Raw genomic sequence first — 13,559 nt, forward strand, 5'->3', positions numbered from 1 at the left:
TTGCCTACCGGGATGTTGCCCTGAATGGCGAGATTTATTTAGCGATTTACGGCGAAATCCGTGCCGGGCGAAGGCCAGGCTCCGGTAGGCTGCCGGGCCGGTATTCCTGCAGGCGGGTGGTGCGCAGGCCGGGCAGGCCATGCTGCTCGATGGCGCGCTGCCAGGAGAGGAATTCCTCCACCGTCAGGGCGTAGCGCTCGCAAGCTTCGTCGAGCGTCAGCAGCCCGCCGCGCACGGCGGCCACGACCTCGGCTTTGCGGCGGATAACCCAGCGTTTCGTGTTGGCGGCCGGCAGGCTGTCGCGTGTGATCCGCTGCCCTTCCGGGCCGATCACACTGGCTTGGCTCTGCGACGGCAGCATACGCGCTCGGGAATTCAAGGACTGGAGGTTCTGCATGGTATCTATCCGCTTTTAACAAAGCCCTAAACGTGAAGATGAGTGGTTGCTGGCCTGGATCAGTGCACCGCCACGACCCAGCTCGGCGGCACACCCAGGCCGCCGATGGAGAACATCGCCTGCATGTTTTCGAAGGCCACGCTGTCGACCTTGCCCTTGGCCAGCACGTCGACGCCGACCGCCGTGTTGCTCGCAGACTTGGCCTCGACCGTGATCTTGTAGATTTCGCCTTCGGTGGCCGTGGTGCCGTCGGTCTTGACGCCATTCCAGTCGAAGGTGTGGCGGCCCTTGGTGGCATCGCCGGTGGCGCTGTGGACCAGGTTGTTGTTGGAGTCGTAGACCTTGATCGCCACCGTCGCGGCGCCGCTGGCCACGCCGTAGCTCCAGCTGGCATCGCCGCCCTGGAACACGGTGTTGGCACCGTAGAACTCGACTTCCTTGCCGATGTAGTTGACGTAGGAGCCGTTGTCCTGCGGCAGGCCCGGCGCCGGCGTCGCGGCACGCAGCGTCAGAACATCGGAGGCCGCATATTTCTTGCCCCCGACCACCAGGAAATCGGTGCCATCGACGCGTTCGATGCTTTCCACCAGGCCGCGGGTCTTGATCGCCGCCTTCATGTTGGCGCCGGTGGCATCCTTGGCCACCACTTCCAGCTTGTATTCGCCCGGCGTCGCCTTGTTGCCGCTGGCAAGCGTGCCGTCCCAGATGAAGGAATGCTCGCCTTCGGCCTTCTGCAGCGCCGCGGTATGAACGATCTTGCCACTGCTGTCGATCACGCGCAGCTCACCGGCCGCCGCCGTGCTCGGCAGATCGTAATACCAGGTGGCAGGCGTCGAAGCGGTGAGATTGGTTTTGTTCGAATCGACATCGATCTGCTTGCCGATGTAGTTGACCAGGTTCGAGCTCTGCTGCGAGCCGAACAGGGAGATCAGCTTTTCGAGATTCTTGTTCTGATTGATCGACTGTTCGACCTGGCTGAACATCACCAGCTGGTTGGTGAACTCTTTCGAGTCCATCGGCGAGGTCGGATCCTGGTTCTTCAGCTGCGTGGTCAGCAGCGTGAGGAAGGTATCGAAATTCTTCGCCAGCGACACGCCTGCATTTTCAGAGGCGGTCGGCGTGGTGTTGGTGGTGGTCGGGGTGGTGGTGACTGCGGTGACCATGATGGTGCTCCTCGCGGCAATCTTTAAATGCGAATATCAAGCCCGCCGCGCGCGGCAGCGCGCTGGGCACTGGCGGCAGCGGCGGTCTGCACGGGATCCGTGCGGCCGGCATCGGCGTAATCGTCATGACCGCGGCCACGCTGGTTGCCGCGCCCCTGACCGCCGTCGCGGCCATCCTGATTCTGGTTCGGGTCGCGCAGGGCAAAGCTCAGCGACTGCTGGTCGGTCTTCAGGCCGGCATCGCGCAGCGACTGCTCCAGGCTGGCCGAGTCTTTCTGCAGCATCTGCAGGGTTTCGGGCTTTTCCGCCGCGATCACAGCCATCAGGCGGCCGTCATGACCGACTTCCATCTTGATGTCGACATGGCCGAGGTTGCCCGGATCGAGACGGATCGAAATCTTGTCCATGCCTTCGGCGGCGCCGCGCTTGATCTGCACGGCCACCTGTTCGCCGGCCGACACATAGGCATTGAGATTGCGGGCCAGCGTCTGGTTGCTGGCATGCTGGCTCGCCTGCGCGGCCTGGCTGCCCGACACGGTGGCGACGGAACCGGCCTGCGGCGCCAGATGCGCCGGACTCTGCGTGGTGGCAGAGGTGTTGACCGGGACGGCGACCTCGGCAGCGGCCTGCAGATGCAGGGCGGTGGCGAATTTTCCATCCGGCACGGCATTCGTATGGGCCTGCTGCGCCTGCATCTGCTGCTGCATCAGCTGGGCCGCATCGGCGCTCTCGTCGTCGCCCTGCATCGCCATCAGCGCCGACTGGTCGACCAGGCTCTTGGCCGCAACGGCACCGACCGTCTGCACATCGACGGTGAGGGTCTTTTCGGTCTTGCCTTCGCTCTTCGGCGCGACGAGGCCAGTGACGATCGGCTGCGCGATCTGCACCTGCAGCTCCGGCTCGACGGCCTGGGTCTGCACATCGGCCTGCAGCTGGCTTTCGGCCTGGCGGGTCAGCGCCTGCTGGATCGCAGCGAAATCTTCCTTGGTCATGGTCTGCTGCTGCGACAGCAGCGCGGCGACACTGGTTTCGGTCGCTTCCTTGGTGGCGACAACGGCGGTCGCATCGGCGACAACCGGCGTCAACACCGGCATGACAGTTTCGGTAGCGATCTCGATTTCGCCGGCCACCTGGGCGGCCAGCGCGGCTTCGACGGTGACCGGGGCAATCAGACCGGTGGCGGCAACCGCCGGGACAGCGGTCTCGCCGCCTGCGGCAACGGTGGCAACCGGCGTGACCACGGGCGTCTGCAACTGCTGCAACAGGCTGAGAATCAGGGAGGCATCGGGAGCGGCAGCCACCACCGGCTTGGCGACGTCTTCCAGCGTGTCTTCTTCTGCCGTCTCGCCTTCGGCCGTTGCCGGCTTGGCGGCTTCAGCCTTCGGGGCCTCCTCGGCCTTCGGCGCTGTATCGGTATCGGCCGGGGCGGCATCCTTGGCGGGCTTGTCGTCAGCCTTGTCGGCCTTGGCCGGCTGCTCGGCGGGCTTGTCGACCGGCTTGGACGGCGCAGATTCGGAAGTCTTGGCGGTCTGGTCGCGGCTGGCGCTCGGCTCAGGCTGGCGCTCGGCGGGACGCTCGACCGGACGATCGGTGACAGGGCGTTCGGCGGTGGTCGGGCGTTCCACCGGCCGGGTTTCGGTGCGCGGGGCCTGATCCTGGGCCGCCTGCTCGCCGGCTTTGGCCACGGCCTGGCTGCCCTGGCCGAAGAAGGCCGTCTGCAGCACGCGCGAGAAATCCTCGGCGCGACGACTGGTCTCATCGGCCTGGCTGGGGCCGGTGACGGGAGCGACAGAGCTGTTGACCGCGTTCACTTGCATGGGAAACCTCATTCGACGGTCCCTAATAAGCAAGCCGTGGGCCAACTCCGAACTAGCACTTAATATATTGATTTATAACAGATTTATAAAAGCCGGCTGGTGCAGCACCCCACCCGCCTTTGCCGGCCGGCAATTTCTGCCGGGACCTCCGGACCCTGCCGTCCGAGCCGAATCGCCGTCCCGAACGCCGCTTCGTTTACAACGCCAGACGCGCTAGGCTGCCCGCATGAGCATGCCGCCGAAAAAGCCTGTCGGGGCGCCGCCCCGCCCCCTGGCCCCCAAACCGGCAGTGGCCGGCGAAGCGACCGAAGCGGCTGTCGAGCAGCTCGAAGCCAGCGATCTGGACGACCTGACCCATGCGGAATACCGGCTGCTGTATGACGAAGCCGCCCGCAACATCCTCTTCGCCAAGGGTCAGCAATGGCGTGTGCTGGAATATTTCACCCTGCTGGCGCTGGCCCTGGTGGCCATCGGCGTGGCCATCCCCTTCGCCCAGGACGTGGCGCGGTTCGTCGCCGGCTTCCTGGTGCTGGTCGGCCTGATCAGCATTGGCGTGCTGCTGATGCTGCAGGCCTGGCAGCATCACGAACATGCAAAAATGAGCCACCTGATCCGCGATTTTTCGAATTTCGCGCGCACCGCCCTGCGCCTCAAATCCAGCACCAGCGGCGACATCCACCGCTACATCATCCTGTCCGCGATGATGCTCTATGTGGTGGTGATGGACGTGGTGATCGTGCGGCTGCTCACCGACCTCGGGCGCTGAGCCCCTAGCGGAACAGATAGCTGTCCATCGACAGCGAACCATGGGCGAAGCTGGCATGCAGGCGCTCGGCACTGACGCCCGGCGTCGCCGCACCCAGCGCCACATACAGCGGCAGCAGATGCTCGTCGGTCGGATGGTTCATGGCCGCATGGGGTGCCTGGCGGCGGTAATCCAGCAACGCCGTATCGTCGCGCGCCGCCAGCCGGCCGGCCATCCAGTCCGCAAAGGATTGCGCCCAGTCAGCGATCGGGCCGGTATCACGACGATCCAGCATGCGCAGGTTATGGGTCAGCGAGCCGGTGGCCATAATCAGCACGCCTTCGTCACGCAGCGGCGCCAGGGCGCGGCCCAGCATCAGATGATGCTCGGTGCCGAGGTCTGGCTGCAGGGAGAGCTGCAACACCGGGATATCGGCCTCGGGATAGACCAGCAGCAGCGGCGACCAGGCGCCGTGATCCAGGCCGCGCTCAGGATCCAGACGGGTCGGGATGCCGGCAGCCTCCAGCAGCGTCTTCACACGCTGGGCCAGCGCCGGCGAACCGGGGGCCGGATAGGCCTGTTGATACAGGGCCGGCGGGAAGCCGTAGAAATCGTGGATGGTGGCGGGCTGCGCCGTGGCGGCCACTTCCGGCGCATCGGTTTCCCAATGGGCAGAAATCGCCAGGATCGCCTTCGGCTTCGGCCAGTTCTGGGCGGCGCCGAGCAGGAAACGGTGCGCCGCACGCTCGGGTTCAAGGGTCAGCATGGGCGAACCATGGCTGATGAACAGGGCCGGCATCGACGCAGGTGACGACATAAGGGGCAACTCCGCACTGCGCAGCGGTTTCGCTGCGCCGCGCTTCACCTAAGTCAGCCGCGCCGGCCCCGCAAGACGTTACTTTGCGGTGACCGCGGGACCGCCGGCCCAGGCATCCGGCCGGCTGCGGAACAGGGTCGCGACCTTGACCGCCAGGATGCGGAAGAGCGCACGGCTGGTTTCCGAACGCAGGGTCACGGCCCGGGCGCGGATATAGGCCATCTCGTCGGGGGAAATGTAACGGACCGGCGGGAAGCCATCGGCGAAGGTGAAGCGCTTGTCGATGTCGGTCATCAGGTTGGTCATGGGAGGCCGTCCTCTGCTGGGTGGCTGATGGCTCCACTGTATGCTGCACTGCACTTTTCATTAATATGGAATTATGTCAGTATTTAATGACTGAAATTCACAAATAGGCATTTCATGGACCGCTATGGCGAAATGCAGGGCTTCATGCAGGTGGTGGATCAGGGCGGCTTCACCGAGGCCGCCAAGGTGCTGCATCTCTCGCCTTCGGCTGTCAGCAAGCTGATCTCGCGCCTGGAAGACCGGCTGGGCGCGCGGCTGCTGCAGCGGACCACGCGGCGGGTCAGCCTCACCGCCGAGGGCCGCGTCTATGCCGATCAGGTGCGCGAGATCCTGGCGGATATCGATGCGGTGGAATCCAGCGTCGGCGGCGCCGAAGCCGAGCCGCGCGGGCCTTTGCGCATCAACGTGGCGCATGGCTTCGGCATGACGCAGATCGTGCCGCTGCTCCCCGGTTTCCTGGCGCGCTATCCGAAGGTGGATGTGCAGATCACCTTCGCCGACCAGATCGTCGATCTGGTGGCCGAGGGCGAAGATCTCGGCATCCGCAGCGGCCAGCTTCAGGATGAGACGCTGATCGCACGCAAGCTCGGCGAACACCGCCGCATCATCTGTGCCGCGCCATCATACCTGAAGAAATACGGCACGCCGCAGACGCCGGCCGATCTCACCCGTCACAACTGCCTACTGTTCGACGGACCCGAAGGCCTGAATGAATGGCCGTTCCGCCGCGCCGATGGCAGCATCATGCGCCTGCCGATCAAGGGCAATTTCCGCAGCAGCAACGGCGATGCGATCTTTCGCATGCTGCTGGCCGGGGTGGGCCTATGCTACGCCGCCGACTTCGGCATCAAGCAGGCGGTGGAAGATGGCCAGCTGGTGCCGGTGCTGACCGATCACACCGCCGATATCCTGCGGCCGATCCACGTGGTCTATCCGGCGCGCAAGCATCTGGCGGCAAAAGTGCGCGCCTTCGCCGACTATCTGGTCGAGCGCTTCGCGCCGCACCCGCCCTGGCTGATGACCGACTGAAACGTCAGGCCAGGGCAGCGGTGGCCGCCTGCACCAGCGCTGCTGTGTCGGCCTCGGTCTTGTCGAATGAACAGACGAAGCGATAGAGACCGTCGGCCTCGCTCCAGGTGTGGAACAGCGCGCCGCGCGCCCGCATCGCATCGGCCGCAGCAGATGGGAGCGTGATGAAGACTTCATTCGCCTGCACCGGACCGACGACACGCACGCCGGGCAGTTTGCCCAGGCCTTCGGCCAGTTCGCGCGCCCGCATATTGGCCTGACGCGCCAATCGCAGCCACAGGCCATCCTTCAGCATCGCAATGAGCTGCACCGACAGGAATCGGGCCTTGGAGAAGAGATGGCCGCCGCGCTTGCGGCGATAGAGGAAGCTGTCGGCCAGCTCGGGCTTGAAAAACACCACGGCTTCCGCGGCGAATGCGCCATTCTTGGTGGCGCCGAAGCTGAGCACATCGACGCCGGCACGCCAGGTCAGATCGGCCGGCGCGCAGTTCAGACCGGCAACGGCATTGGCGAAGCGCGCGCCATCCATATGCAGATGCATCTTGTGCGCCTTGCAGCGCTCGGCAAAGGCGGCCACTTCATCGGGCGAATAAACCGTACCGGCCTCGGTCGCCTGGGTGATACTGATGGCGGCCGGCTGCGCATTATGCTGCGAGCCCGCCCAGCCCAGACTGAGCACGGCATCCAGGGCCGCAAGATCAATCTTGCCCTCGGCGCCCGGCAGGGTCACCAGCTTGGCGCCGCCGGTATAGAATTCCGGCGCGTTGCATTCGTCGGTGACGATATGGCTGTCCTGATGGCAGAAGATCGCGCCATGGCCGGGACTGAGACAGGCGAGCGAGAGCACATTGGCGGCCGTGCCGGTGGCGACCGGAAACACCTTGCACTCATGATCGAACAATTTCGAGAAGGCCCCATCGAGTTCGACGCTCCACGGATCGGCACCATAGGACGAGACCGTGCCGGCATTGGCTTCGGTGAGGGCTGCCAGAATTTCCGGCGCCGCGCCGGCCACGTTGTCGCTGCGAAAATCCATAAGGCTAGTCCTGTGTTTCGATCGTCAGGGGAAGAAAGGAAAATCCGTTGGCAGCCGGCACCGGCTTGAAGGCCTGCGGCGCACCGGTCCGGCCATCCTGCACCGCGCTGATCAGCCAGACCAGAGCGGGATCGTAAATCATTGCCGCATCCTGCGCCGAGGGCTCGGCTCGGCCGTTCGGATGGCTGTGCCAGTGACCAATCACGCGATTGGTTCCACCAGAGTCGCGCAGGCGACGCAGCACGGCGACATGCACCGCCGGATCGAGTTCGAATTCGCGGTCGGGCTTGGCGGCCAGATTACCGGCCGGAACAATCTCGCTGACCTGCAGGTCTTCGTTCCCGACCAGCAGCGCGCAGGCCTCGCGCGGAAAGGCGGCTTCCGCCAGGGCGGCCAGCTGCGCCACCTGGGTCTGCGTCAGGCGCAGTGTCATTTCTCGACTTGGACCGTGATGCTGCCCAGCGGCTTCAGCGTTTCGCCATCCAGCGCGTAGAGCCGCTCGGTACCGTCGGCCAGCCGGACCCGCAGCACGATGCGGTTGCCGGTGCTGAGCACATCGGCGACCCGGCTGTTCTTCGGCAGGCTGAATACCATGTCCTCGACGGCCACATTACGCGGCGCGGCCGGGGTGGTGGCGGTACGTTTCGGCCCGCCGGTCATGATCAGCACGATCAGCAGGGTGGCGAGACCGACGAAGATGACGCCCAGACCGATGACGACAGCCTTCAGCCACCGTATCTTCAGGGTCTGTTCCGGCGCCTCGCTCATCCTGCTCCAACTTTCCCGGTCAATGTCAAACCTGTCCGCCCCGCAAAGCCTGCCGCCTGTTCCGTCGGAGATCGCCGGCGAACGGCTCGACCGCTATCTCGCCGGCGCCATGGCACTGCTGCCCGATGCCGACGAGGCCTCGCTGTCGCGCTCGCGGCTCAAGTCGCTGATCCTCGACGGCCATGTGCAGCTTGCCGAAGGCAAAAGCTGGGCGACGATAACCGACCCCTCGCGCAAGATCAAACCGGGCGAGGTCTATGCCGTAGGCCAGCCGGCCGCCGTGGCCGCGATCCCGGAAGCGCAGGATATCGCACTGAATGTCGTCTACGAGGACGACCAGTTGATCGTCGTCGACAAGCCGGCCGGCCTGGTGGTGCATCCCGCGCCCGGCAGCCCCGACCGCACACTGGTCAACGCCCTGCTGCATCACTGCGGCGACAGCCTGTCGGGCATTGGCGGCGTCAAGCGGCCGGGCATCGTGCATCGCATCGACAAGGATACGTCAGGTCTTGTCGTTGCCGCCAAGACGGACCGCGCCCATCACGCGCTGGCCGCCCTCTTCGCCGAACACGATATCGAACGCAGTTACGACGCGCTGGTCTGGGGGCATCCCAATCCGCTGCAGGACACCATCGAGGGCGCCATTGGCCGCGACCCCAAGGACCGCAAGCGCATGGCCATCGTCACCCGCGGCGGCAAGGAGGCGATCACGCATTACGCCACCAGCAAGATGATCTTCGACGGCAAGGGCCAGCCGGTCTGCGCACTCGTCCGCTGCACGCTGGAGACCGGCCGCACCCACCAGATCCGCGTGCACATGACCAGCCGCGGCAACGCGCTGATCGGCGACCCCACCTATGGCCGCGCCCGCAACCTGCAGCGCTACCAGCTCAGCGATGCTGCCCGCGCCACCCTGGGCGGCTTCCGCCGCCAGGCCCTGCATGCCGCAACTCTGGGCTTCCGCCATCCGGTGAGCGGCAAGGCCCTGCGGTTCGAAAGCCCGCTGCCGGCGGATTTCGCCACGCTGCTGAAGCTGCTCTCCACCCAGCGCAATACGCCCCGTTAAGTTCGGGCCCCGCTAATTCAGCCCGAACGCCGTCCGCACCGCGCCTTTCAGGGCCTCGAGCGATTTCGCCCTGGCATCCGGATCGGGCCCGCCGGTCACGCCGCGGCTGCGGCAGACGGCCGCCGCCTTCTGGGCGGCGCCCTCGATCGCCCTGCCACCCGGACCGGCCGTGGTGATCCCTGAGGTCTGCTCGACCCAGCTGCGGTCGGCCTGCTCGACATAGACACACCGGCTGTTGTTCTCGCCATTGGCGATGCTGTACGGCCTGCCGGTACTGTCCCAGCTATGCTGCGCATTGGGATAGACGACGGTGTCGATATTGGCGCCCTGCGCCTTCATCTTGGCGGCGAAATCCAGGCAGGGCTGGGTGCCGGCATAGGTGTCGGCGCCGCCGATCAGCACCAGGATCGGCGCACCGGTGGTTTTCACATTGGCATAATGCGTGTCGCAGCCCGGGTAGAAAGGTACATGCAGCGCAAAGCGCGGGCCTGCCGGCGCGAAGCGGTCGGCGACGGCCAGGATCGGCGTACGCAGTGCCACGCTGCCGCCCTTGGAAAATCCGGTGATGCCGATGCGGGCCGGATCGAGGCGGGGATGCTGGACGGCGACCTTCAGCAGGGCGAAGGCATCGGCGACCATGTCGATGGCCGGCACCGGGGCCTGATCCACCACCGTGTTCTTCACGCCGCGCGGGGTGAAGGAATCCGGGATGATCGCCGCCACGCCCATCTTTATGAACTCGCGGGCATAGGCATATTCGCGGGCATCGCTCACGCCGCCGCTGCCATGGACGATCACCATGGCCGGCACCCGGCCGGTGCTGCCTTCCGGCAGGAACAGGTCGGCCTTGACCGTCACCATGCCGCCGGCGCGGGAGGGACCCTGGAATTCCAGGATTTCCTTGACCTGCGCCGTTGCCGGTCCCGTCAGGCCGAATACGACTGTCAGCACCACGGCCAGTCCGCCCCGCATGCGCCCCTCCCTTAAGGTTGCGTCAACCCTGTGAGCACTATCACAAAGGCGGCGAGCCGGCATCCGGACCGGCTTCCGCTGTCGCACTTTCGCCGTATTTGGCCGCTTTCCTCATTGCAAATGAAAGACAAGGCACCCAAATCTGAACCAGTGCCGGGTGATCGTCCGGCCGGGGGAGTTTCCAAGATGTCGACCACTGCCAGTCTGCCAGCCCTGTCCTCCGTCGAGGGCGGCCTGGCCCGCTATCTCGCCGAAATCCGCCGCTTCCCGATGCTGGAGCCGCAGGAAGAGTACATGCTCGCCAAATCCTGGCGCGATCATGGCGACGTGCAGTCGGCGCATAAGCTGGTGACCAGCCATCTGCGCCTGGTGGCCAAGATCGCCATGGGCTATCGCGGCTACGGCCTGCCGGTCGGCGAACTGATTTCCGAAGGCAATGTCGGCATGATGCAGGCGGTGAAGCGCTTCGATCCCGACAAGGGCTTCCGGCTTTCGACCTATGCCATGTGGTGGATCCGCGCCTCGATCCAGGAATACATCCTGCGTTCGTGGTCGCTGGTGAAGATCGGCACGACGGCGGCCCAGAAGAAGCTGTTCTTCAACCTGCGCCGCCTGCGCGGCCAGATGAAGGCGATCGACGGCGGCCAGCTGACGCCCGACCAGGTGGAGAAGATCGCCACCCAGCTCGATGTCTCGAAGGAAGAGGTCATCACCATGGACCGCCGTCTGGCGGGCTCCGACAGCTCGCTCAACGCGCCGGTGCGCGGCGACGAGGAAGGCAGCAGCGAATGGCAGGACTGGCTGGTCGACGAAACGCCGAACCAGGAAACCCGCCTGGTGGAAGGTGATGAATTCGACAGCCGCAAGGCCATGCTGACCACCGCCATGGCGACCCTGAACGAGCGCGAGCGCGATATCCTGATGCAGCGCCGCCTGACCGAGGAACCGACCACGCTGGAAGACCTGTCGGCACGCTATGGCATCAGCCGCGAGCGCGTGCGCCAGATCGAGGTGCGGGCCTTCGAGAAGCTGCAGAAAGCCGTGCGCGCTTCTGCCGCCGCACAGGGCATCACGGCCCAGGCCTGACGGCGGATTTCGCCTCTAAAGCAAAAAAACAATGGGCCGCGCCACAATTCTTGTGACGCGGCCCTGCATACAGAGTCGTTAGAAAAGTCGACTCAGAAGGCTTCGTCCTCGTCGCTGTCGAACAGCGCATCCATGTCCAGATTGGGCAGCGGCGCCTGCAGGCCCAGTGCATCGAAGGCATGGGTGCCGTCCACCGACTGCAGCCAGATCGACGGCTCGGAGCCGCGGCGCAGCCAGGACAGGTCCTGTTTCACCGAGCCCATCTCCGACAGGCCGGCAACGGAAAGTTCATCCAGCATTTCGCGGTCGATATGACGCAGGCCCTGCTCGCGCACGGCGGCGGCCAGAGTCTGCGCCAGGTTGCGCAGGATGGTGATGTCGCGCGGACGCCAGTCATCGCCACCGCTGGAGCGTTCGCAGCGGAAAATCGCGGCCGGCTGGTTCTGGCTGTCGACCAGCAGCAGATCGATGCGCGCCTTGACATCGGCAGCGCTGCCCTCGGTGGGCGCATCTTCGGTGGTCATGGCGGCCAGGCCCTGGCCGGCGGCGTCGATATAGGCCTGGGTCGCCGAGCGCGGGATCACCGCACCCTGCTGGAAGCGGCCATCGCGGGAATCGAGCAGGCGCTCGCAGATCAGGTCGCCCTTGTCGTCAAAAAACCAGATGCTGACGCGGCTGGCATCCACCACTTCAACGACATCGAGGCAGATCGCTTCGCACAGGCTGGCCATGCCGCCGGTGTCGGTACCGTACAAAACTGCTTCCTGGGTCCTGAGCATGCCGCCCTCCGTACGAACGCGATGGCGGCAGTTTCCACCCGGCTGGCGCAGAGCGGCAGGTTACGGCTCAATAACGCGACATTAAGAGTCGGTAACGTTACCCGCCACTGGTGCGGGTTTAGACGGCGGACCTACCCGCCGTCCCGACGATATCTCGCACTTATTCGCGGAAAACGGCAATGATGGCTGCCGCGCCGATCAGTCCTCGAAGGGGTCTTTCATGAGGATGGTGTCGTCGCGCTCGGGCGAGGTGGAGAGCAGCGCCACAGGGGCGCCGATCAGCTCCTCGATCCGGCGGACATACTTCACCGCGGTGGCCGGCAGATCGACCCAGCTCCGCGCGCCTCGGGTGGTTTCGCTCCAGCCTTCCAGGGTCTCGTAGACCGGCTTGGCGGCGGCCTGGTCGCCCATACCGGCGGGGAAGTAATCCAGCACCTTGCCGTTCACCTCGTAGCCGACGCAGATCTTGAGTTCCTTCAGGCCATCCAGTACATCCAGCTTGGTCAGGGCGATGCCATGGATGCCGTTCAGTTTGACCGTCTGGCGCACCAGCACGGCATCGAACCAGCCACAGCGGCGCTTGCGCCCGGTGACCACGCCGAATTCATGGCCCTTCTCGCCCAGCCACTGGCCGGTCTCGTCGGTCAGTTCGGTGGGGAACGGACCCTCGCCGACGCGGGTGGTATAGGCCTTCACGATGCCGAGGATGAAGCCGAGCGAGCCCGGCCCCAGGCCCGAACCGGCCGAAGCCGAACCCGCCATGGTGTTGGACGAGGTCACGTAAGGGTAGGTGCCGTGATCGACATCCAGCAGCGACCCTTGGGCGCCTTCGAACAGGATGCGTTTGCCGGCGCGGCGAGCCTCGTCCAGGTCGCGCCAGACCGGCGCGGCATAGGGCAGGATCTTCGGCGCGATCTCGGCCAGCAGCTTCAGCAGCTCGGCGCGATCCACCGGCTCGACGCCGAAGCCGCGGCGCAGCGCGTTGTGATGCGCCAGCAGCCCGTCGACTTTGACCGCCAGCGTGGCTGGATCGGCGAGGTCGCAGATGCGGATGGCGCGGCGGCCGGCCTTGTCCTCATAGGCCGGGCCGATGCCGCGGCGCGTGGTGCCGATCTTGACGCCGCCATCGGTGGCATCCTCGCGCAGACCATCCAGCTCGCGATGCAGCGGCAGGATCAGCGAGGCATTGTCGGCGACCTTCAGGTTATGCTCGCCGATCTCGACACCCTGGGCGCGCAGCTTATCGATCTCGGCGAACAACGCCCAGGGATCGACCACCACGCCGTTGCCGATCACAGCCAGCTTGTTCCTGCGCACGATGCCCGAGGGCAGCAGCGACAGCTTGTAGACGTTGTTGCCGATCACCAGCGTATGGCCGGCATTGTGACCGCCCTGGAACCGCACCACGACATCGGCACGCAAGGAGAGCCAGTCAACAATCTTTCCCTTGCCCTCGTCGCCCCACTGGGCGCCGACCACCACAACGTTGCTCATCGTAAAGTCCTCTAATTCCAGTTTACATTCGTCGTCCCCGCGGAAGCGGAGACCCAGAGGATTTTCACATGGCCCCTGGATTCC

General features: G+C 65.3%; 15 protein-coding genes. 4 read left to right on the top strand and 11 right to left on the bottom strand.

The features are described from left to right. Nucleotides 1–46: 46 nt before the first annotated feature. The 3 genes from sciP to AC1ROT_RS08440 all read right to left on the bottom strand — a co-directional run bounded on the left by sciP (nucleotide 47) and on the right by AC1ROT_RS08440 (nucleotide 3,377). Nucleotides 47–361 carry a CtrA inhibitor SciP gene (sciP, locus tag AC1ROT_RS08430; protein ID WP_492972660.1) on the bottom strand — a complete coding sequence of 105 codons (315 nt, stop codon included), beginning with the start codon at nucleotides 359–361 and terminating at the stop codon, nucleotides 47–49. A 95-nt stretch (nucleotides 362–456) separates the two neighbouring features. Further along, complete coding sequence (locus tag AC1ROT_RS08435; protein ID WP_492998376.1) at nucleotides 457–1,560, bottom strand: FlgD immunoglobulin-like domain containing protein; 1,104 nt, start codon at nucleotides 1,558–1,560, stop codon at nucleotides 457–459. A 23-nt stretch (nucleotides 1,561–1,583) separates the two neighbouring features. Beyond that, nucleotides 1,584–3,377, bottom strand: a complete 1,794-nt coding sequence (locus AC1ROT_RS08440) for a flagellar hook-length control protein FliK (RefSeq protein WP_492998379.1) — start codon at nucleotides 3,375–3,377, stop codon at nucleotides 1,584–1,586. 226 nt (nucleotides 3,378–3,603) lie between these two features. Between AC1ROT_RS08440 and AC1ROT_RS08445 the strand changes: the two genes are divergently transcribed. Then, on the top strand, nucleotides 3,604–4,143 hold the full coding sequence (locus AC1ROT_RS08445) for a hypothetical protein (protein WP_492998380.1): 540 nt from the start codon (nucleotides 3,604–3,606) through the stop codon (nucleotides 4,141–4,143). 4 nt (nucleotides 4,144–4,147) lie between these two features. Here AC1ROT_RS08445 and AC1ROT_RS08450 read toward each other — a convergent pair whose 3' ends face one another. After that, on the bottom strand, nucleotides 4,148–4,939 hold the full coding sequence (locus AC1ROT_RS08450; RefSeq protein WP_492998382.1) for a DODA-type extradiol aromatic ring-opening family dioxygenase: 792 nt from the start codon (nucleotides 4,937–4,939) through the stop codon (nucleotides 4,148–4,150). A gap of 78 nt (nucleotides 4,940–5,017) precedes the next feature. Beyond that, nucleotides 5,018–5,245, bottom strand: coding sequence for a hypothetical protein (locus tag AC1ROT_RS08455; protein WP_492998384.1), 228 nt, complete (start codon nucleotides 5,243–5,245; stop codon nucleotides 5,018–5,020). Between the two features lie 114 nt (nucleotides 5,246–5,359). On the opposite strand from AC1ROT_RS08455, the gene AC1ROT_RS08460 reads away from it, so the two are divergent. Then, nucleotides 5,360–6,274 (top strand): LysR family transcriptional regulator, encoded by a 915-nt coding sequence (locus tag AC1ROT_RS08460; protein WP_492998386.1) that lies wholly within the window; start codon nucleotides 5,360–5,362, stop codon nucleotides 6,272–6,274. A gap of 4 nt (nucleotides 6,275–6,278) precedes the next feature. Here the strand turns inward: AC1ROT_RS08460 and AC1ROT_RS08465 are convergent, their stop codons facing one another. From AC1ROT_RS08465 to AC1ROT_RS08475, 3 genes are read right to left on the bottom strand one after another with little or no spacing between them, the layout of a single operon-like run. Next, nucleotides 6,279–7,310: a threonine aldolase family protein gene (locus AC1ROT_RS08465; protein ID WP_492998387.1), complete on the bottom strand. Its 1,032-nt coding sequence runs from the start codon at nucleotides 7,308–7,310 to the stop codon at nucleotides 6,279–6,281. A 4-nt stretch (nucleotides 7,311–7,314) separates the two neighbouring features. Then, a complete protein-coding gene (locus tag AC1ROT_RS08470) occupies nucleotides 7,315–7,743 on the bottom strand; it encodes a M67 family metallopeptidase (protein ID WP_492998389.1) in 429 nt (142 codons plus the stop codon). Then, entirely contained in the window at nucleotides 7,740–8,078 is a 339-nt protein-coding gene (locus AC1ROT_RS08475; protein ID WP_492972651.1) for a hypothetical protein, read from the bottom strand. Before AC1ROT_RS08475 ends, AC1ROT_RS08470 begins: the two co-directional genes overlap by 4 nt. 22 nt (nucleotides 8,079–8,100) lie before the next feature. Between AC1ROT_RS08475 and AC1ROT_RS08480 the strand changes: the two genes are divergently transcribed. Further along, nucleotides 8,101–9,144, top strand: a complete 1,044-nt coding sequence (locus AC1ROT_RS08480; protein ID WP_492998391.1) for an RluA family pseudouridine synthase — start codon at nucleotides 8,101–8,103, stop codon at nucleotides 9,142–9,144. A gap of 12 nt (nucleotides 9,145–9,156) precedes the next feature. Here AC1ROT_RS08480 and AC1ROT_RS08485 read toward each other — a convergent pair whose 3' ends face one another. Continuing rightward, nucleotides 9,157–10,116: a dienelactone hydrolase family protein gene (locus tag AC1ROT_RS08485; protein WP_492998392.1), complete on the bottom strand. Its 960-nt coding sequence runs from the start codon at nucleotides 10,114–10,116 to the stop codon at nucleotides 9,157–9,159. Between the two features lie 186 nt (nucleotides 10,117–10,302). Here AC1ROT_RS08485 and rpoH point away from each other — a divergent pair, with 186 nt between their 5' ends. Continuing rightward, complete coding sequence (rpoH, locus tag AC1ROT_RS08490; protein WP_492972648.1) at nucleotides 10,303–11,202, top strand: RNA polymerase sigma factor RpoH; 900 nt, start codon at nucleotides 10,303–10,305, stop codon at nucleotides 11,200–11,202. Between the two features lie 92 nt (nucleotides 11,203–11,294). On the opposite strand, the gene AC1ROT_RS08495 is transcribed toward rpoH, so the two are convergent. Together AC1ROT_RS08495 and AC1ROT_RS08500 are read right to left on the bottom strand one after the other, a co-directional pair. After that, nucleotides 11,295–11,981 carry a hypothetical protein gene (locus AC1ROT_RS08495; protein ID WP_492998394.1) on the bottom strand — a complete coding sequence of 229 codons (687 nt, stop codon included), beginning with the start codon at nucleotides 11,979–11,981 and terminating at the stop codon, nucleotides 11,295–11,297. 198 nt (nucleotides 11,982–12,179) lie between these two features. Next, nucleotides 12,180–13,475 (bottom strand): adenylosuccinate synthase, encoded by a 1,296-nt coding sequence (locus AC1ROT_RS08500; RefSeq protein ID WP_492998396.1) that lies wholly within the window; start codon nucleotides 13,473–13,475, stop codon nucleotides 12,180–12,182. Between the last annotated feature and the right edge of the window lie 84 nt (nucleotides 13,476–13,559).

The sequence above is a fragment of the Ferrovibrio sp. GW821-FHT12E11 genome (assembly GCF_058806975.1).